Source organism: Enterobacter cloacae complex sp. P13B (assembly GCF_014895915.1).
Lineage (GTDB): Bacteria > Pseudomonadota > Gammaproteobacteria > Enterobacterales > Enterobacteriaceae > Enterobacter > Enterobacter bugandensis.
Genome location: NZ_JADBQN010000002.1, coordinates 141,610 through 159,514, shown reverse-complemented (window position 1 = coordinate 159,514; position 17,905 = coordinate 141,610). Strand labels below are relative to the sequence as shown.

15 protein-coding genes are annotated in these 17,905 nt (G+C 56.2%); 7 read left to right on the top strand and 8 right to left on the bottom strand.

What is annotated here, in order from left to right:
* Positions 1–5: 5 nt before the first annotated feature.
* The 8 genes from panF to IM273_RS01020 form a co-directional block, all read right to left on the bottom strand.
* On the bottom strand, positions 6–1,457 hold the full coding sequence (gene panF, locus IM273_RS01055; protein ID WP_028014612.1) for a sodium/pantothenate symporter: 1,452 nt from the start codon (positions 1,455–1,457) through the stop codon (positions 6–8).
* Entirely contained in the window at positions 1,447–1,689 is a 243-nt protein-coding gene (locus IM273_RS01050) for a YhdT family protein (protein ID WP_006178860.1), read from the bottom strand. The genes panF and IM273_RS01050 overlap by 11 nt, the downstream gene beginning before the upstream one ends.
* Before the next feature lie 108 nt (positions 1,690–1,797).
* Positions 1,798–3,147 (bottom strand): acetyl-CoA carboxylase biotin carboxylase subunit, encoded by a 1,350-nt coding sequence (gene accC / locus IM273_RS01045; protein ID WP_003860388.1) that lies wholly within the window; start codon positions 3,145–3,147, stop codon positions 1,798–1,800.
* Between the two features lie 10 nt (positions 3,148–3,157).
* Positions 3,158–3,619 (bottom strand): acetyl-CoA carboxylase biotin carboxyl carrier protein, encoded by a 462-nt coding sequence (gene accB / locus IM273_RS01040; RefSeq protein ID WP_010436174.1) that lies wholly within the window; start codon positions 3,617–3,619, stop codon positions 3,158–3,160.
* 21 nt (positions 3,620–3,640) lie between these two features.
* Positions 3,641–4,093, bottom strand: coding sequence for a type II 3-dehydroquinate dehydratase (gene aroQ, locus IM273_RS01035; protein ID WP_028014610.1), 453 nt, complete (start codon positions 4,091–4,093; stop codon positions 3,641–3,643).
* Positions 4,094–4,327: 234 nt separating this feature from the next.
* On the bottom strand, positions 4,328–4,927 hold the full coding sequence (msrQ, locus tag IM273_RS01030) for a protein-methionine-sulfoxide reductase heme-binding subunit MsrQ (RefSeq protein ID WP_028014609.1): 600 nt from the start codon (positions 4,925–4,927) through the stop codon (positions 4,328–4,330).
* Positions 4,928–5,929, bottom strand: coding sequence for a protein-methionine-sulfoxide reductase catalytic subunit MsrP (msrP, locus tag IM273_RS01025; protein ID WP_028014608.1), 1,002 nt, complete (start codon positions 5,927–5,929; stop codon positions 4,928–4,930).
* A gap of 77 nt (positions 5,930–6,006) precedes the next feature.
* The gene (locus IM273_RS01020) at positions 6,007–6,981 is read right to left on the bottom strand and encodes an MDR family oxidoreductase (protein ID WP_193050476.1); all 975 of its coding nucleotides are present in this window, start codon (positions 6,979–6,981) and stop codon (positions 6,007–6,009) included.
* A 182-nt stretch (positions 6,982–7,163) separates the two neighbouring features.
* Between IM273_RS01020 and csrD the strand changes: the two genes are divergently transcribed.
* From csrD to yhdP, 7 genes are all read left to right on the top strand, one after another.
* A complete protein-coding gene (gene csrD / locus IM273_RS01015; protein ID WP_041907831.1) occupies positions 7,164–9,104 on the top strand; it encodes an RNase E specificity factor CsrD in 1,941 nt (646 codons plus the stop codon).
* Between the two features lie 282 nt (positions 9,105–9,386).
* On the top strand, positions 9,387–10,430 hold the full coding sequence (mreB, locus tag IM273_RS01010; protein ID WP_000913396.1) for a rod shape-determining protein MreB: 1,044 nt from the start codon (positions 9,387–9,389) through the stop codon (positions 10,428–10,430).
* A 61-nt stretch (positions 10,431–10,491) separates the two neighbouring features.
* Positions 10,492–11,508, top strand: a complete 1,017-nt coding sequence (gene mreC, locus IM273_RS01005) for a rod shape-determining protein MreC (protein ID WP_028014605.1) — start codon at positions 10,492–10,494, stop codon at positions 11,506–11,508.
* Positions 11,508–11,996 carry a rod shape-determining protein MreD gene (mreD, locus tag IM273_RS01000; protein WP_008502849.1) on the top strand — a complete coding sequence of 163 codons (489 nt, stop codon included), beginning with the start codon at positions 11,508–11,510 and terminating at the stop codon, positions 11,994–11,996. The genes mreC and mreD overlap by 1 nt, the downstream gene beginning before the upstream one ends.
* A gap of 9 nt (positions 11,997–12,005) precedes the next feature.
* A complete protein-coding gene (locus IM273_RS00995; protein WP_041907832.1) occupies positions 12,006–12,599 on the top strand; it encodes a nucleoside triphosphate pyrophosphatase in 594 nt (197 codons plus the stop codon).
* Positions 12,589–14,058 carry a ribonuclease G gene (gene rng / locus IM273_RS00990; RefSeq protein ID WP_008502847.1) on the top strand — a complete coding sequence of 490 codons (1,470 nt, stop codon included), beginning with the start codon at positions 12,589–12,591 and terminating at the stop codon, positions 14,056–14,058. The genes IM273_RS00995 and rng overlap by 11 nt, the downstream gene beginning before the upstream one ends.
* A 42-nt stretch (positions 14,059–14,100) precedes the next feature.
* Positions 14,101–17,898, top strand: a complete 3,798-nt coding sequence (gene yhdP / locus IM273_RS00985; RefSeq protein WP_193050478.1) for an AsmA2 domain-containing protein YhdP — start codon at positions 14,101–14,103, stop codon at positions 17,896–17,898.
* Positions 17,899–17,905 lie beyond the last annotated feature (7 nt).

Below are 17,905 nucleotides of genomic sequence, written 5' to 3'. Positions count from 1 at the left end.
ACTCTTTATTTATCAGTAGAAATCATAGCGGGTTGTGGGGCGGGCTGACCGAAACGGTTCCCCACCACAAACGCCAGTAAACTTAGCAGTAACGAAGGCACAATCGGATGGAAGCCCAGATACTGAATCTTAAATGTCGCAAGGATGGCATACAGCACACCGCCAACAATCATCGCGCTCAGCGCGCCTGCAGCGTTCGCGCGTTCCCAGTAAAGACCTAATACCAGCGGCCACAGGAAAACGGCTTCAAGCCCACCAAACGCAAGCAGGTTCAGCCAGATGATCATCTCCGGCGGACGCCATGCAGCTAACATCAGCAAAGCTCCTAACACCAGCGTAATGACGGCAGACATCCGCTTCAGGCGACGTTCATTTTCAACCTGCTCAGGGCGCAGGTTCAGATAGAGATCTTTAATGATCGTAGCGGAACTTTGCAGTAACTGGGCGTTAATGGTCGACATAATGGCGGCCATTGGCGCTGCGAGGAAAATGCCGGCGGCGAAGGGCGGCAGCACTTTAACCATCAGCGTCGGGATCACCAGATCCGGCACGGTAAGGTCGGGAATCACCGCGCGCCCTAATGCACCTGCCAGGTGCATACCAAACATCAGGACCGCGACTACAATCGTCCCGATGATGATGCCCTTGTGAACGGCTTTACTGTCTTTATAGGAGATACAGCGCACGGCGGTATGCGGCAGACCAATCACCCCGAAGCAGACTAACACCCAGAACGAGGTCATAAAGGTCGGCGAGAGGATATCATCCGCGCCCTGCGGTGAAATCAGTTTCGGGTCAATCGCTTCCAGGGTTTCCACCGCATGAGTGAGTCCACCCGCGGCATGAACAATCCCCACCAGCAGAACAATCGTGCCGATGAGCATGACCATTCCTTGCAGCGTATCGTTCAGCACGCTGGCGCGGAACCCGCCAAACGCGGTATAGAGCGCGATGCTTACCCCGAAGATAAGCAGGCCTGTCTCGTAAGGGATCCCGGCCGCCGTTTCCAGCAGGCGTGCCCCGCCGATAAACTGTACGGTCATCGCGCCAATAAAGGCTACCAGCAGGCTTAAGCTCGCCAGCCACACCAGTAAGCGGCTCTGGTAACGGGCAAACAGCATGTCGTTGAGCGTGACGGCATTATAGCGGCGCGCCAGAATGGCAAATTTCTTACCAAGAATACCGAGGGAGAGCCAGACGGCAGGCAGCTGGATCATCGCCAGCAGTACCCAGCCTAACCCGTACTTGTAGGCCGCACCGGGGCCGCCAATAAACGAGCTGGCGCTGATATAGGTCGCGGTCAGCGTCATTGCCAGCACAACGCCGCCCATCGAACGGCTGCCGAGGAAATACTCGTTCAGAAAAGCACCGGTCGTTCTTTTGCGCATGGCGTAAATGGATAAACCAAACACGACCAGCAGGTATGCGACAAGCGGCAGAATGACTTCAAGCTGCATCATCGTCCTCCAGCGGAATATCGCGATAGATGAATTTCACCATTGCCCAGCACAGCAGGATAAACACCAGCGGTACCAGCAGGCAGGCCATTTCGAACCAGTGCGGCAGGCCGGTGATGCCAATAGCGGAGTCAGGTAAGTAAGCAGTTACTAACCATGCAGCAAGATAGAGAAGGGTCAGCCACAGCGCCCAGCGCGCTTCTTTATGGGCCTGAACAAAACGTTTGTCCATTTTTTGTCCCTTGTGGATGCAGAAAGCGGGGATTGTACATGATGGGGCTTTGCGATCCCCAGAAATAAAAAAGGCCGGATAATCCGGCCTTTTAGCAACACAGCTCTCTTACTTCTCGTTCAGGCCGAGTTTTTTCTCCAGGTAGTGGATATTCGTCCCACCATTCTGGAAGTGCTCGTCGCTCATGATACGCATCTGCAGATCAACGTTGGTTTTAATACCGTCGATGATCAGCTCCTGCAGGGCGTTCTTCATGCGGGCAATCGCCACGTCACGGTTTTCGCCGTAGCAGATGAGCTTACCGATCATTGAGTCATAGTACGGCGGTACGGTGTAACCGGCGTAGATATGAGACTCCCAGCGCACGCCAAAACCACCCGGCGCGTGGAAACGCGTGATTTTACCCGGGCTTGGCAGGAAGGTGTTCGGGTCTTCGGCGTTGATACGGCACTCTACCGCATGGCCTTTCACCACAACTTCTTCCTGCTTGATGGACAGAGGTTGACCGGCTGCGATACGCAGCTGCTCTTTGATCAGGTCAACGCCGGTGATCATTTCGGTAACCGGGTGTTCAACCTGAATACGGGTGTTCATTTCAATGAAGTAGAACTCGCCGTTTTCGAACAGGAACTCAAAGGTACCCGCCCCGCGATAGCCGATATCGACGCACGCTTTGGCGCAACGCTCGCCGATGTAGCGACGCAGTTCCGGGGTAATGCCCGGCGCTGGCGCTTCTTCGACCACTTTCTGGTGACGACGCTGCATGGAGCAGTCACGTTCTGCCAGATAGATCGCGTTACCCTGACCGTCAGCCAGCACCTGAATTTCGATGTGGCGTGGGTTTTCCAGGTATTTTTCCATGTACACCATGTCATTGCTGAAAGCCGCTTTCGCTTCCGCTTTGGTCATGGAGATGGACTGCGCCAGTTCAGCATCGCTGCGCACAACGCGCATACCGCGACCGCCGCCGCCGCCGGACGCCTTGATGATAACCGGGTAGCCAATGCGTTTAGCATGAGCACGGTTAGCATCCATGTCGTCGGTCAGAGGGCCGTCAGAGCCTGGCACGGTTGGAACACCGGCTTTTTTCATTGCGGTGATTGCAGACACTTTGTCGCCCATCAGGCGAATGGTGTCGGCTTTCGGACCGATGAAGATAAAGCCAGAGCGTTCAACCTGCTCAGCAAAGTTGGCGTTCTCAGAGAGGAAGCCGTAACCCGGATGAATTGCCACCGCGCCGGTGATTTCAGCGGCGCTGATGATAGCCGGGATGTTCAGATAGCTTTTTACGGACGGAGCCGGGCCAATACAGACCGTCTCATCCGCCAGCAATACGTGTTTTAAATCGCGATCCGCGCTTGAGTGCACGGCCACGGTCTTGATGCCCAGTTCTTTACAGGCACGAAGAATACGCAGTGCAATCTCGCCACGGTTGGCGATAACAATTTTATCCAGCATGTTCGCCTCGTTACTCGATGACGACCAGCGGCTCGTCAAATTCAACCGGCTGACCACTTTCGACCAGAATCGCTTTCACAGTACCTGACTTGTCAGCTTCGATCTGGTTCATCATTTTCATCGCTTCAACGATGCACAGGGTATCGCCTACGTTGACTTTCTGACCCACTTCGATGAACGCCTTCGCGTCCGGGCTCGGGGTGCGGTAGAAAGTACCAACCATTGGGGAACGTACGATGTGACCACTGATTTCTGCTGCAGCGGCAGGTGCGGCTTCAGCTGCTGGTGCAACGGCTGCGGAAAGCGCAGGCTGCTGCACTGGCGCAGCGTAAGCTTGCTGCATTACCGGGAAGCTAGCGGCTGGGGCTGCACGGCTGATGCGTACAGACTCTTCGCCTTCAGAAATTTCCAGTTCGGAGATGCCTGATTCTTCAACCAGCTCGATCAGTTTTTTAATCTTACGAATATCCATGAGTGGGTTCCGTACTCTTGTTTAGTGTGATTGTGACAAGCGTTTTACCGCTGTCTGTAAAGCGTATGAATAGCCGTCTGCGCCCAGTCCGCAGATAACGCCAGCAGCGATATCCGACAGATACGAATGGTGGCGGAACGGCTCTCGGGCGTGCACGTTACTCAGGTGGATCTCGATAAACGGGATACTCACCGCGAGCAGTGCGTCGCGGATAGCAACACTGGTGTGCGTAAACGCGGCCGGATTGATCAGGATATAGTCCACAGTGTCTTTAGCCTGATGAATACGGTCGATGATTGCGTACTCCGCGTTTGACTGAAAATGATCCAAATCCACATTCAGCGAGGCTGCTTCCGTGCTCAGACGGTTAACAATTTCGCTCAATGTCAGCGTGCCGTACTTCTCTGGCTCACGGGTGCCGAGCATGTTCAGGTTCGGTCCGTTTAATACTAAGATGTGGAACTTATCAGTCATTATGCCGCTATCTCCTGCGATTTTCGGGTAAAAAACAAAATATACCGTCGAAGCGCAAATGTCACCTTTTCAGAGGCCTAAAACCGCTGTCAGGCGAACCAAGGTCGCACATTATAACGATTTCGTAGCATTTGGCAGCTAAATACTGGTCTTATCAGGGAAGATTATCAACCGCAATCCAAAAAAGATTTGCGGTTGAGAGGTAATCTGCGGGAAAACGCACAGTTTCGCGAACTATCGCAACCACTGGCGGAACTTCTTGTAACGCCATGCTAAAAGCGCCACGGCTGCCAGCGCGTAAAGGACCGGCTGCGGAGAGAGGATCTTCACCGACCACAGATAATGAATGGGGGCGAGGATCGCGACAAGATAGACGAAGTTGTGCAGCAACTGCCAGCGACGGCCCAGCTTTCGCTGCGCATATTGCGTGGATGTCAGCGCTAACGCCAGCAGGATCAGCCAGCTAACAATGCCCAGCATCAGGTAAGGGCGTGTTACCAGCTCGCGGCCAAGCAATGTCAGATTGTTAATTCCCAGTTCCAGCAGGGCGTAACTGGTGAGGTGCAGGGTCGCCCAGGCAAAACACCATAGCCCCAAAAGCCGACGGGTGCGTATCAATAATGGCTGTTTAGCGTAGCGCGCCAGCGGCGAGACGAGCAAGGTGGCCAGCAAAAATTTCAGAGCCATCCGACCGGTAAAATGCTGGATATCCTTTGCCGGATCGGCGCTAAAGAGGCCCTGGCTGGCCGCCCAGAACAGCCAGATAAAAGGAAGTATCCCGGCTAAATGCAGCAGCACTTTCAGCCAGGTAATCTGCTTTGCCGTTAAACGCACTCAGAAGTTCTCCCGTAAATTGAGGCCACGGTAAAGGGACGCCACTTCATCCGCATACCCGTTAAACAGCAGCGTGGGCTGGCGCTTCACGTCCAGCGCGCCGCCGGAGCCAATAAAGCGTTCCGTCGCCTGCGACCAGCGGGGATGATCCACATGCGGGTTCACGTTGGCGAAGAAGCCGTATTCACCCGGCGCCGCCAGGTTCCATGTCGTCGGCGGACGTTCGCGGGTCAGCTTAATGCTGACGATCGATTTAATCCCTTTGAAACCGTATTTCCACGGCACGGTTAAACGGATGGGGGCACCGTTCTGCGGCGGAAGCGCCTTGCCGTAAACGCCGACGGTCAGGAGGGTAAGGGGATGCATGGCTTCGTCAAGACGTAACCCTTCAACGTACGGATACTCCAGCCCGCCGCCGATGAACCGGTCTTTCTGGCCCGGCATCTCGTCCGGGGCGTAGCGTGTCTGGAAGGCGACGTATTTTGCGTTGCTGGTGGGTTCAACCATCGCCAGCAGCTTATGCAGCGGGAAGCCTACCCAGGGCACCACCATCGACCAGGCCTCTACGCAGCGCATGCGATAGATACGCTCCTCAAGCGGGAAGCGGGTGGTCAGATCGTGATGGTCCAGCGTCAGAGGTTTTGCCACTTCACCGTCGATTTTCAGCGTCCACGGATCGGTTTTCATGCTGCCGGCATTGGCGGCAGGATCGGCTTTATCCAGACCAAATTCGTAGAAGTTGTTGTAGCCGGTGACTTTATCTTCCGGCGTGAGCGCCAGCGTGTTTTGCCATTCGGCGGGTTTGGTAAAGGTAAGCGGGGCACCGGAAGGCGCCTTAGGGCGATCGTTGCCTTTAAACCAGTCGAGCAGGTCGGCGTGTGCCGCTGGAGAGAGCGTCAGTGCCGTGGCGCTGATGCCAAGCATTTTCAGGATCTGGCGGCGCTGTAACATAAAGACAGATTCAGACGTTACGTCGGCTTCCGTCAGTTTTCGGTTTTTCATGGCATCCTCCGTCATGCGTTTTTCTAAGCATGACGGAGGAGAAGCGTTAGCGCGAATATGTCACGAAAATTTGAAGATTAGGCGATTTTCACCAGCGCGCGGCCGTGGAACTGGTTATCCATGATCTTACTGGCATATTCAGGTGCCTGGCTGAGCGTAATTTCGGTAGCGCTCTGGGTATAGAACGATTCCGGCAAATCGCGCACCAGACGCTCCCATGCCTCTGCACGGCGAGCCGCAGGCGTCATCACGGAATCCACACCCTGCAGGCGGACGTTACGCAGAATAAATGGCATGACGGTCGTTGGCAGGGCAAATCCGCCCGCCAGGCCGCAGGCTGCCACGCAGCCGCCGTAGTTCATCTGCGCCAGGACTTTTGCAAGCACCTTGTCACCGACGGTATCCACCGCACCTGCCCAGACCTGTTTTTCCAGCGGGCGGGTCTCGGCAAACTCATCGCGGCCAAGAATGCGGCAGGCGCCGAGCTGGCGCAGATAATCATGCGTGCTTTCACGGCCGGAAACCGCCGCAACCTGATAACCCAGCTTGTGCAGCAGCGTGACCGCCGTGCTGCCCACGCCACCGCTGGCCCCGGTCACAACAATTTCACCCGACTCGGGGCGAACACCCGCCTCTTCCAGCGCCATCACGCATAGCATGGCGGTAAAGCCTGCGGTACCAACGATCATCGCTTTGCGGCCATCTATGCCTTTCGGCATAGGCACCAGCCAGTCGCCCTTCACGCGCGCCTGCGTTGCCAGCCCGCCCCAGTGATTTTCGCCCACGCCCCAGCCGGTGAGCAGCACCTGCTGGCCCGCATGAAAACGGGGATCTTCGCTGCTATGAACCCGGCCAGCAAAATCAATACCCGGCACCATAGGGAAATTTCGGATGATTTTACCCTTGCCGGTGATCGCCAGCGCATCTTTATAATTTAAACTGGACCAGTCGATGTCGACGGTGACGTCGCCTTCCGGCAGGCGAGTCTCTTCTACGGCCTGTACTGAGGCAAGCGTTTTGCCGTCCTGCTGTTCTAAGATTAAAGCCTGCATACGGGGTCCTCACGGCTCAGATGATTGGAAAAGAGTTCCTGAAGACTATACTCGCTCAGGGTAAAGCAATGCCGATTTAACGCAATAAATTGCCAGATACGCCAGGTTTGGTAGTATGCCGCATTTGAAATGCAAGTTAGCGCTTACTCGCTACCCCATCAACCCACGGAGTAATCTCAAGGATGCGATTAACGACGAAGTTCTCGGCTTTTATCACCCTGCTGACGGGGCTTACCATCTTTGTCACGCTTCTTGGTTGCTCTTTGAGCTTTTATAACGCCATTCAGGACAAACTGGTTAACCGGGTGCAGTCCGTTGCGTCTGTCATTGATACGCGTCTGCTGACCACTCCACTTCCTGAGCTATCCCGGGAGCTGGATGAGTTGATGGTGCCGGTTGATATTATTCAGGTCGACATCCAGCAGGGAAAGCATCCGGTTTTAAGCCATGAACGACAGGACAGCTATCGACCTGCGGGCGTGGTGAGCCAGTATCGGGAAGTAACGGTGCACTCCCTCAAAAATCCGGGGATGACCATACACATGGTCTACCTCGATCCGATGGCCAGCTATTTCCGTTCTATGATGACCACCGCGCCGCTCACTGTTGCCGTCGCCTTCATTATTTTGCTGATTTTTCTCGCGGTCCGCTGGCTGCGCCGCCAGCTTTCAGGCCAGGAACTGCTGGAGATCCGCTCCGTGCGCATCCTGAACGGTGAACGCGGCCCGCAGGTTCGCGGCTCGGTCCATGAATGGCCCTCACGCGCCAGCAGCGCGCTGGATACGCTGCTCTCAGAGATCCAGTTTGCCAGCGACCAGCGCAGCCGAATGGATACGCTGATCCGCTCTTATGCCGCGCAGGATAATAAAACCGGCCTTAACAACCGCCTTTTCTTTGACAATCAACTCGCCACGCTGCTCGACGACCCGGAAAAAGTGGGCACGCACGGGGTGGTGATGATGATTCGCCTGCCCGATTTCGATCTGCTGCGCGACACATGGGGGCAGCGGGCGGCGGAAGAAAATCTCTTTACGCTGATCAACCTGCTCTCCACCTTTATAATGCGCTATCCGGGGGCGCTGCTGGCCCGCTACCACCGCAGCGACTTTGCCGTATTGCTGCCGCATCGCACGCTGAAGGAATCAGAAAGCATTGCCAGCCAGCTACTTAAGGCCGTCGACGCGCTGCCGCAGAGCAAAATGCTCGACAGAGACGATATGGTCCATATGGGGATTTGCGCCTGGCGCGGCGGACAGTCGACAGAGCAGGTGATGGAGCATGCGGAAGCGGCCACCCGCAACGCGGTATTGCAAGGGGCGAACGGATGGGCGGTCTATGATGATTCGCTGCCTGAAAAGGGGCGTGGAAACGTGCGCTGGCGTACTTTGATTGAGCAAATGCTGAGTCGCGGCGGGCCGCGTATTTATCAAAAACCGGCGGTCATGAAGAACGGTTTTGTCCACCACCGGGAATTGATGTGCCGTATTTTCGACGGGACGGAAGAGGTTATTTCTGCGGAATATCTGCCGATGGTTCTGCAATTTGGGCTCTCCGAAGAGTATGACCGCCAGCAAATTACACGCTTGATTCCATTTTTATCATTCTGGCCTGAAGAGAATCTGGCGTTACAGGTTACCGTTGAGTCATTAATACGCCCGCGTTTTCAGCGCTGGCTGCGTGATACATTAATGCAATGCGAAAAATCGCAACGCAAACGCATTATTTTTGAACTTGCTGAGGCGGATGTGGGTCAACACATCAGCCGGTTGCGTCCGGTGGTCCGTTTGATCAACGCGCTCGGTGCCCGTGTCGCGGTAACGCAGGCGGGTTTAACGCTGGTCAGTACCAGCTGGATCAAGGAGCTGGATGTGGAGCTATTAAAGCTACATCCGGGGCTGGTAAGGAATATTGAGAAGCGCACGGAAAACCAGCTGCTGGTTCAGAGTCTGGTTGAAGCGTGTAAGGGAACAAGAACACAGGTATTTGCCGCAGGCGTGCGCTCCAGAGGCGAATGGCAGATGTTAACAGAGCGCGGAGTGACGGGCGGTCAGGGCGATTTTTTTGCCGCCTCTCAGCCGCTTGACACCAACGTGAAAAAATATTTGCAAAGATACTCTGTTTGACCTGCCGTTTACGTTGTTTTCACGTAGAATATCGCGCCTGTAGCTTTGAGTATGTCGAGCAAAAAGCCAGTGAACGACCTTTAATGGGTTACAAATATCAGTGAGGAACACGACTGTTTACTCAGCCCTGAGGGAGTCAGGGGATGAATTTGTAACAACAGGAAACGTACTGCACAAATTTTCACCGTTGCAGATGATTTTTGCGCCTTGTCGCTGCTGCGTGTGGTTGGTAAAGTAAGCGGATTTTGTTTTCCGCCCCAGCTTTCAGGATTATCCCTTAGTATGTTGAAAAAATTTCGTGGCATGTTTTCCAATGACCTGTCCATTGACCTGGGTACCGCGAATACCCTTATTTATGTAAAAGGACAAGGCATCGTATTGAATGAGCCTTCTGTTGTGGCCATTCGTCAGGATCGTGCAGGCTCGCCGAAAAGCGTGGCCGCAGTGGGTCATGACGCGAAGCAGATGCTGGGTCGTACCCCTGGCAACATCGCCGCTATTCGCCCAATGAAAGACGGCGTTATCGCTGATTTCTTCGTGACTGAAAAAATGCTTCAGCACTTCATCAAGCAGGTTCACAGCAACAGCTTCATGCGCCCAAGCCCGCGTGTTCTGGTGTGTGTGCCGGTTGGCGCAACCCAGGTAGAACGTCGCGCAATCCGTGAATCTGCCCAGGGTGCAGGCGCACGTGAAGTGTTCCTGATTGAAGAGCCAATGGCTGCGGCAATCGGTGCGGGTCTGCCTGTTTCTGAAGCCACCGGTTCTATGGTGGTGGATATCGGTGGTGGTACCACTGAAGTGGCCGTTATCTCACTGAACGGCGTGGTGTACTCCTCCTCCGTACGTATCGGTGGTGACCGCTTCGATGAAGCCATCATCAATTACGTGCGCCGTAACTACGGCTCTCTGATCGGTGAAGCCACCGCAGAGCGTATCAAACACGAAATCGGTTCTGCGTATCCGGGCGATGAAGTGCGTGAGATCGAAGTGCGTGGCCGTAACCTGGCGGAAGGTGTTCCACGCGGCTTTACCCTGAACTCCAACGAAATTCTGGAAGCACTGCAGGAACCACTGACGGGCATCGTGAGCGCGGTAATGGTTGCGCTGGAACAGTGCCCACCAGAGCTGGCGTCCGACATCTCCGAGCGCGGTATGGTTCTGACCGGTGGTGGTGCGCTGCTGCGTAACCTCGACCGCCTGTTGATGGAAGAGACAGGTATTCCTGTCGTAGTTGCAGAAGATCCACTGACTTGCGTCGCCCGCGGTGGTGGCAAGGCGCTGGAAATGATCGACATGCACGGCGGCGACTTGTTCAGCGAAGAGTAGTCATGGTGAAAGGGTAGCGAATCGCTACCCTTTCTCTCTGACACGAGAATACGCATAGCCTATGAAGCCAATTTTTAGCCGTGGCCCATCGCTACAGTTTCGCCTCATTCTGGCGGTTCTGGTTGCGCTTGGCGTCATTATTGCCGATAGCCGCCTCGGTACGTTCAGCCAGATCCGAACGTACATGGATACCGCCGTCAGTCCTTTCTACTTTATATCAAATGGTCCCCGTGAACTGCTCGACTCCGTTTCTCAAACGCTGTCTTCACGAGACCAGCTCGAACTTGAAAACCGGGCATTACGCCAGGAACTGCTGCTGAAAAACAGCGAACTGCTGATGCTGGGGCAATACAAGCAGGAAAACGCGCGTCTGCGTGAACTGCTCGGCTCGCCGCTGCGTCAGGACGAGCAGAAGATGGTTACCCAGGTGATCTCCACCGTGAACGACCCTTACAGCGATCAGGTTGTGATCGACAAAGGGAGCGTGAACGGGGTGTATGAAGGTCAGCCCGTCATCAGTGATAAGGGCGTAGTAGGCCAGGTCGTTGCCGTCGCCAAACTGACCAGCCGTGTGCTGCTGATTTGCGACGCCACCCACGCGCTGCCGATCCAGGTTCTGCGTAACGATATCCGCGTGATTGCGGCCGGTAACGGCTGCACGGACGATCTGCAGCTGGAACATCTGCCTGCTAACACGGACATCCGTGTCGGCGACGTGCTGGTGACGTCCGGTCTCGGTGGACGCTTCCCTGAAGGTTACCCGGTTGCGGTGGTCTCTTCGGTTAAGCTGGATACGCAGCGTGCATACACCGTGATTCAGGCCCGTCCAACCGCCGGTTTACAGCGTCTGCGCTACCTGCTGCTGCTCTGGGGTGCCGATCGTAACGGTGCTAACCCGATGACGCCTGAAGAGGTGCATCGCGTGGCGAACGAACGCCTGATGCAGATGATGCCGCAGGTTCTTCCGCCAGCGGACTCTATGGGGCCGCCTGCGCCCGTGCCTGCGCCGGCAACCGGGTTAACGCAGCCGCAGCCTGATGCGCCGCCACCGCCTAAACTCTCTTCGGGAGGGCAGTAGTGGCAAGCTATCGTAGCCAGGGACGCTGGGTCATCTGGCTCTCGTTCCTCATTGCACTGTTGCTGCAGATTATGCCCTGGCCGGATAACATTCTCGTTTTCCGGCCAAACTGGGTCTTGCTCATTTTACTTTACTGGATCCTTGCCCTGCCGCATCGCGTAAATGTCGGCACGGGTTTTGTGATGGGTGCCATACTGGATCTCATTAGTGGCTCTACGCTGGGCGTGCGCGCCCTGTCCATGAGCATTATTGCGTACCTCGTCGCACTGAAATTCCAGCTCTTCCGTAACCTCGCGCTCTGGCAACAGGCCCTGGTCGTGATGCTGTTGTCGCTTGCTGCGGATATCGTTGTTTTCTGGGCAGAGTTTTTAGTGATCAACGTCTCTTTCCGACCGGAAGTGTTCTGGAGTAGTGTAGTAAACGGTGTGCTCTGGCCGTGGCTATTCCTGCTGATGCGTAAGGTTCGCCAGCAGTTTGCTGTGCAATAAAAGGTTTCTATGACGTCTCTGTATCTTGCTTCCGGCTCTCCGCGCCGTCAGGAACTCCTGACGCAGTTAGGGGTCTCTTTTGAACGCATCGTGACCGGCATTGAAGAAAAACGTGCTGAGGGCGAAAGTGCTCAGCAGTACGTGTCTCGCCTGGCACGCGAGAAAGCGCAGGCGGGCGTGGCCTGTGTGCCGCGCGATCTGCCCGTGCTGGGAGCAGATACCATCGTTATCCTTAACGGTGAAGTCCTCGAGAAACCGCATGACGCCGGCCATGCGGCGCGCATGCTGCGCAAGATGTCCGGGCAAACGCACCAGGTGATGACGGCCGTCGCGCTGGCGGACAGCCAGCACGTGCTGGATTGCCTGGTGGTTACGGATGTCACGTTCAGAGTGATTACCGACGACGAGATCGCCGCTTATATTGCCAGCGGTGAACCGATGGATAAAGCAGGTGCATACGGTATTCAAGGGTTGGGTGGCTGTTTTGTCAGGAAGATTAATGGCAGCTATCACGCCGTAGTCGGCTTACCGCTGGTGGAAACGTATGAGTTGCTGAGCAATTTTAACTCACTGCGTGAGGGAAGGGATAATTATGACGGCTGAATTGTTGGTAAACGTAACGCCATCGGAAACCCGTGTGGCCTATATTGACGGTGGCATTCTTCAGGAAATTCATATTGAGCGTGAAGCGCGGCGCGGAATAGTAGGCAATATCTACAAAGGTCGTGTCAGTCGTGTACTGCCGGGTATGCAGGCGGCTTTTGTAGATATTGGACTGGATAAGGCGGCATTTTTACATGCCTCCGACATCATGCCGCACACCGAGTGCGTCGCGGGCGAAGAGCAAAAGCAGTTTGCCGTGCGCGACATTTCCGAGCTGGTGCGTCAGGGCCAGGACTTAATGGTGCAGGTGGTGAAAGATCCCCTTGGCACCAAAGGTGCCCGTCTGACCACCGACATTACCTTACCTTCCCGCTATCTGGTCTTTATGCCCGGCGCGTCACACGTGGGCGTTTCGCAGCGTATTGAGAGCGAAAGCGAGCGCGAGCGGCTGAAGAAAGTGGTCAGCGCCTACTGCGATGAACAGGGCGGGTTTATTATCCGTACCGCTGCAGAAGGGATCAGCGAAGAAGACCTGGCGTCGGATGCGGCTTACCTGAAGCGCGTCTGGACCAAAGTGATGGAGCGTAAAAAACGCAACCAGACTCGCTACCAGCTATACGGTGAGCTGGCGCTTGCGCAGCGCGTGCTGCGTGATTTTGCCGACGCGCAGCTCGACCGCATCCGCGTGGACTCTCGCCTGACGTATGAAGCGCTGCTGGAGTTTACCGCTGAATACATCCCGGAAATGCCGGGCCTGCTGGAGCATTACACCGGGCGTCAGCCGATCTTCGATCTCTATGATGTCGAAAACGAGATCCAGCGAGCGCTAGAACGCAAGGTCGAACTGAAGTCCGGCGGCTATCTGATCATCGATCAGACTGAAGCGATGACCACCGTCGATATCAACACCGGCGCGTTTGTCGGTCATCGCAATCTGGACGACACCATCTTCAACACCAACATCGAAGCCACGCAGGCGATTGCGCGTCAGCTTCGTTTGCGCAACCTCGGCGGCATTATCATCATCGACTTTATCGATATGAGTAATGAAGACCATCGTCGTCGCGTGCTGCACTCGCTGGAGCAGGCGCTGAGTAAGGACCGCGTGAAAACCAGCATCAATGGCTTCTCGCAGCTCGGCCTGGTGGAAATGACCCGGAAACGGACCCGCGAAAGCGTGGAACATGTCCTGTGTAATGAGTGTCCAACCTGCCATGGACGCGGAACGGTAAAGACGGTGGAGACGGTCTGCTACGAGATCATGCGTGAAATTGTCCGTGTCCATCATGCCTACGACTCAGACCGTTTTCTGGTCTATGCTTCCCCTGCGGTGGCTGAAGCCCTGAAAGGCGAAGAGTCGCACGCGCTGGCGGAAGTGGAAATCTTTGTCGGCAAACAGGTAAAAGTACAAATTGAACCGCTCTATAACCAGGAGCAGTTTGACGTCGTAATGATGTAAAACGCAGTACGCTGCGTGACGAAAGCTGACAAGGAGAGATGCGTGAGGCGATTGCCGGGGATTTTAGTGCTTACAGGGGCAACGCTGGTCGTGATTGTCGCGTTGCTCGTGAGCGGGCTACGCCTCGTTTTACCGCATCTGGACAGCTGGCGTCCGCAGCTGCTGGCGAAAATCGAATCCACCACCGGCGTACCGGTCGACGTAAGCCAGGTTAGCGCCAGCTGGCAGAATTTTGGCCCGACGCTGGATGTCCGTGACATCAACGCCAGCCTGAAAGATGGCGGTCATCTCAAAATCAAACGCGTAACCCTGGCGCTGGACGTCTGGCAAAGCCTGCTGCATCTGCGCTGGCAGTTTCGCGATCTCACCTTTTATCAACTCCAGTTTCTGACCAATACGCCGCTGACTGGCGGTGATAACAATCAGGGCCTGGAAGCCAACCGCTTCAGCGATCTCTTCCTCCGCCAGTTCGATCATTTCGATCTGCGCGACAGCGAAGTGAGCTTTATTACCCTTTCTGGCCAGCGCGCCGAACTGGCGATCCCGCAGCTGACCTGGCTTAACGGCAAGGATCGACACCGCGCCGAAGGGCAGGTCAATCTTTCCAGCCTGAACGGCCAGCACGGCGTCATGCAGGTGCGTATGGACTTGCGTGACGATGACGGCCTGTTAAACAACGGCAAAGTCTGGCTGCAGGCCGACGATGTGGATGTAAAGCCCTGGCTCGGCGACTGGCTGCAGCAAAACATGCAGCTGGAAACCGCCCGTTTCAGCCTTGAGGGCTGGATGGCCCTGACGAAAGGGAAATTTGCCAGCGGCGATATCTGGCTGAAGCAAGGGGGCGCGAGCTGGAAGGGTGAAAGACAGCAGCATCAGCTTTCCGTCGATAACCTCACCGCGCACGTGACGCAGGAAAAAGAGGGCTGGCAGTTCGCCATCCCGGATACGCGCATCACGATGGACGGCAAGCCGTGGCCGCGCGGTGCGTTGACGCTGGCCTGGATGCCGGAGCAGGACGTGGGCGGCGCGGCGAGTAAACGCAGCGATGAGCTGCGCATCCGCGCCAGTAATCTGGATTTGGCGGCCATTGAAGGCCTGCGCTCCATGGCGGCAAAGCTCTCTCCCGACCTGGGCGAGATCTGGCTGGCAACGCAGCCGAGCGGAAAAATTGATTCTCTGGCGCTGGATATCCCGCTTCAGGCGACGGAAAAAACCCGTTTCCAGGCAACATGGAAAGATCTTGCCTGGAAGCAGTGGAAGATGCTGCCGGGCGCGGAGCATTTCAGCGGCAAGCTGGAAGGCAGCGTGGAGAACGGCAGGCTCACGGCCGATATGCACAACGCAAAAATGCCTTACGAGACGGTCTTCCGCGCGCCGCTGGAAATTGAGCAGGGCAGCGCGGTGCTTAACTGGCTCCGTAACGATAAGGGCTTCCAGCTTGATGGTCGCCATATCGACGTCAAAGCCAAAGCGGTACACGCGCGGGGTGACTTCCGCTATTTACAGCCGCAGGGTGACGAACCGTGGCTGGGCATTCTGGCCGGGATCAGTACCGATGACGGTTCTCAGGCCTGGCGCTATTTCCCGGAAAATCTGATGGGTAAAGCGCTGGTCGACTATCTGAGCGGCGCAATTCAGGGCGGTCAGGCGGAAAACGCCACGCTGGTCTACGGCGGTAACCCGCATCTTTTCCCGTACAAACATAATGAGGGGCAGTTCCAGGTGCTGGTGCCGCTGCACGACGCCACCTTCGCGTTCCAGCCGGGCTGGCCCGCGCTGAAAAACCTGGATATCGAGCTTAACTTCCTCAACGACGGATTATGGATGAAGGCGGACAGCGTTGCGCTGGGAGGCGTAACGGCCAGCAACCTGACGGCCAACATCCCGGACTACTCAAAAGAGAAGCTGCTGATTGATGCCGACATCAACGGCCCGGGGAAAGCGGTGGGGCCGTACTTTGAGGAGACGCCACTCAAAGAGTCGCTGGCGGCGACCCTTCAGCAGCTCCAGCTCGATGGCGATGTGAATGCTCGCTTACATCTGGATATCCCGCTGGACGGTGAAATGACCACCGCCAAAGGTGACGTCCGTCTGAAGAACAACAGCCTGTACATTAAACCGCTTGATAGCACCCTGAAAGACCTCAGCGGACAGTTCAGCTTTGTGAACGGTAATTTGAAAAGCGAGCCGCTGACCGCCAGCTGGTTTAATCAGCCGGTGAATATCGACTTCTCAACAGCCGAGGGGCAAAAGGCTTATCAGGTGGCCGTTAATCTGGACGGCAACTGGCAGCCGTCGCGTATGGACGTCCTGCCGAAGCCGATTGAGGCGTCAGTAGCGGGCGCGGTCGCCTGGCAGGGCAAAGTGGCAATCGACCTGCCTTATCACGCGGGTGCACACTATAAGGTCGACATTACGGGTGACCTGAAGAATCTTCAAAGCCAGCTGCCTGCGCCGCTGGATAAACAGGCCGGACAGCCGCTGCCGGTGAAGCTTAACGTGGATGGCAATCTGGACAGCTTCGCGCTGACCGGAAGTGCGGGCGGAACAAACCACTTTAACAGCCGCTGGCTGCTTAACCGCAAGCTTACCCTCGACAGAGCCATCTGGACGACGGACAGCAAAACCACGCCGCCGTTGCCTGAGCATGCGGGCGTTGAGCTGAATCTCCCGCCGATGGACGGTGCGGAGTGGCTGGCGCTGATCCAGAAAGGCGTTGGGCAAAACGTTGATGAGGCCGCCCAGTTCCCGCAGACCATTACCGTACGCACGCCGTCGCTGATGCTGGGCGGACAGCAGTGGAACAATCTGAGCATTGTCTCCCAGCCAACCGCTAACGGCTCAAAAGTGGAGGCGCAGGGCCGGGAAATCAACGGCACGCTGACCATGCGCAATAACGCGCCGTGGCAGGCAGCGATCCGCTATCTCTACTACAATCCGGCTGCCGCGAGTAAAGATAAACCGGCGAATACATCGCCGCTGAGTAATACTACCCGCGTCGATTTTAGCGGCTGGCCCGATCTGCAGCTGCGCTGCGCGGAGTGCTGGCTGTGGGGGCAAAAATATGGCCGTATCGACGGTGATTTTGCCATCCAGGGGAATACGCTCAAGCTCTCCGGCGGATTGATCGACACCGGCTTTGGCCGCATGACAGCGGGTGGAGAGTGGGTGAATAACCCGGGCGAGCAGCGCACGTCCCTGAAGGGCGACATTAAAGGCAACAAGCTGGATGCGGCAGCCAACTTCTTTGGCATCAGCACGCCGCTGCGCGGCTCCTCGTTTAACGTTAATTACGATCTTCACTGGCGTGCCGCGCCGTGGACACCGGACGAAGCGTCACTGAACGGTATTCTGAAAACACACTTTGGCAAAGGTGAAATCGCCGATGTGAGCACGGGGCGTGCCGGGCAGATCCTGCGCCTGCTGAGTTTTGATGCGCTGCTGCGCAAGCTGCGCTTCGATTTCAGCGACACCTTCAGCGAAGGTTTCTATTACGATTCCATCCGCAGTACGGCGTGGATCAAGGACGGCGTTCTGCACACGGACGACACGCTGGTGGATGGGCTGGAAGCGGACATCGCCATGAAAGGCTCGGTCAACCTCGTGCGTCGCGAGCTGGATATGGAAGCCGTGGTGGCGCCGGAAATTTCCGCCAGCGTGGGCGTGGCGGCGGCCTTTGTGGTTAACCCGATTGTCGGTGCGGCGGTGTTTGCCGCCAGTAAAGTGCTGGGGCCGCTGTGGAGCAAGGTCTCCATTCTGCGCTACCGCATTACCGGTCCGGTGGATAAACCGCAGATTAACGAGGTGCTGCGCCAGCCGCGCAAAGATGCACAGCAATGATTTGACG

Coding starts and splice junctions, on each gene's coding strand:
- panF (WP_028014612.1), bottom strand. CDS start 1,457: ATGCAGCTTGAAGTCATTCTGCCGCTTGTCGCATACCTGCTGGTCGTG.
- IM273_RS01050 (WP_006178860.1), bottom strand. CDS start 1,689: ATGGACAAACGTTTTGTTCAGGCCCATAAAGAAGCGCGCTGGGCGCTG.
- accC (WP_003860388.1), bottom strand. CDS start 3,147: ATGCTGGATAAAATTGTTATCGCCAACCGTGGCGAGATTGCACTGCGT.
- accB (WP_010436174.1), bottom strand. CDS start 3,619: ATGGATATTCGTAAGATTAAAAAACTGATCGAGCTGGTTGAAGAATCA.
- aroQ (WP_028014610.1), bottom strand. CDS start 4,093: ATGACTGATAAGTTCCACATCTTAGTATTAAACGGACCGAACCTGAAC.
- msrP (WP_028014608.1), bottom strand. CDS start 5,929: ATGAAAAACCGAAAACTGACGGAAGCCGACGTAACGTCTGAATCTGTC.
- IM273_RS01020 (WP_193050476.1), bottom strand. CDS start 6,981: ATGCAGGCTTTAATCTTAGAACAGCAGGACGGCAAAACGCTTGCCTCA.
- csrD (WP_041907831.1), top strand. CDS start 7,164: ATGCGATTAACGACGAAGTTCTCGGCTTTTATCACCCTGCTGACGGGG.
- mreB (WP_000913396.1), top strand. CDS start 9,387: ATGTTGAAAAAATTTCGTGGCATGTTTTCCAATGACCTGTCCATTGAC.
- mreC (WP_028014605.1), top strand. CDS start 10,492: ATGAAGCCAATTTTTAGCCGTGGCCCATCGCTACAGTTTCGCCTCATT.
- IM273_RS00995 (WP_041907832.1), top strand. CDS start 12,006: ATGACGTCTCTGTATCTTGCTTCCGGCTCTCCGCGCCGTCAGGAACTC.
- rng (WP_008502847.1), top strand. CDS start 12,589: ATGACGGCTGAATTGTTGGTAAACGTAACGCCATCGGAAACCCGTGTG.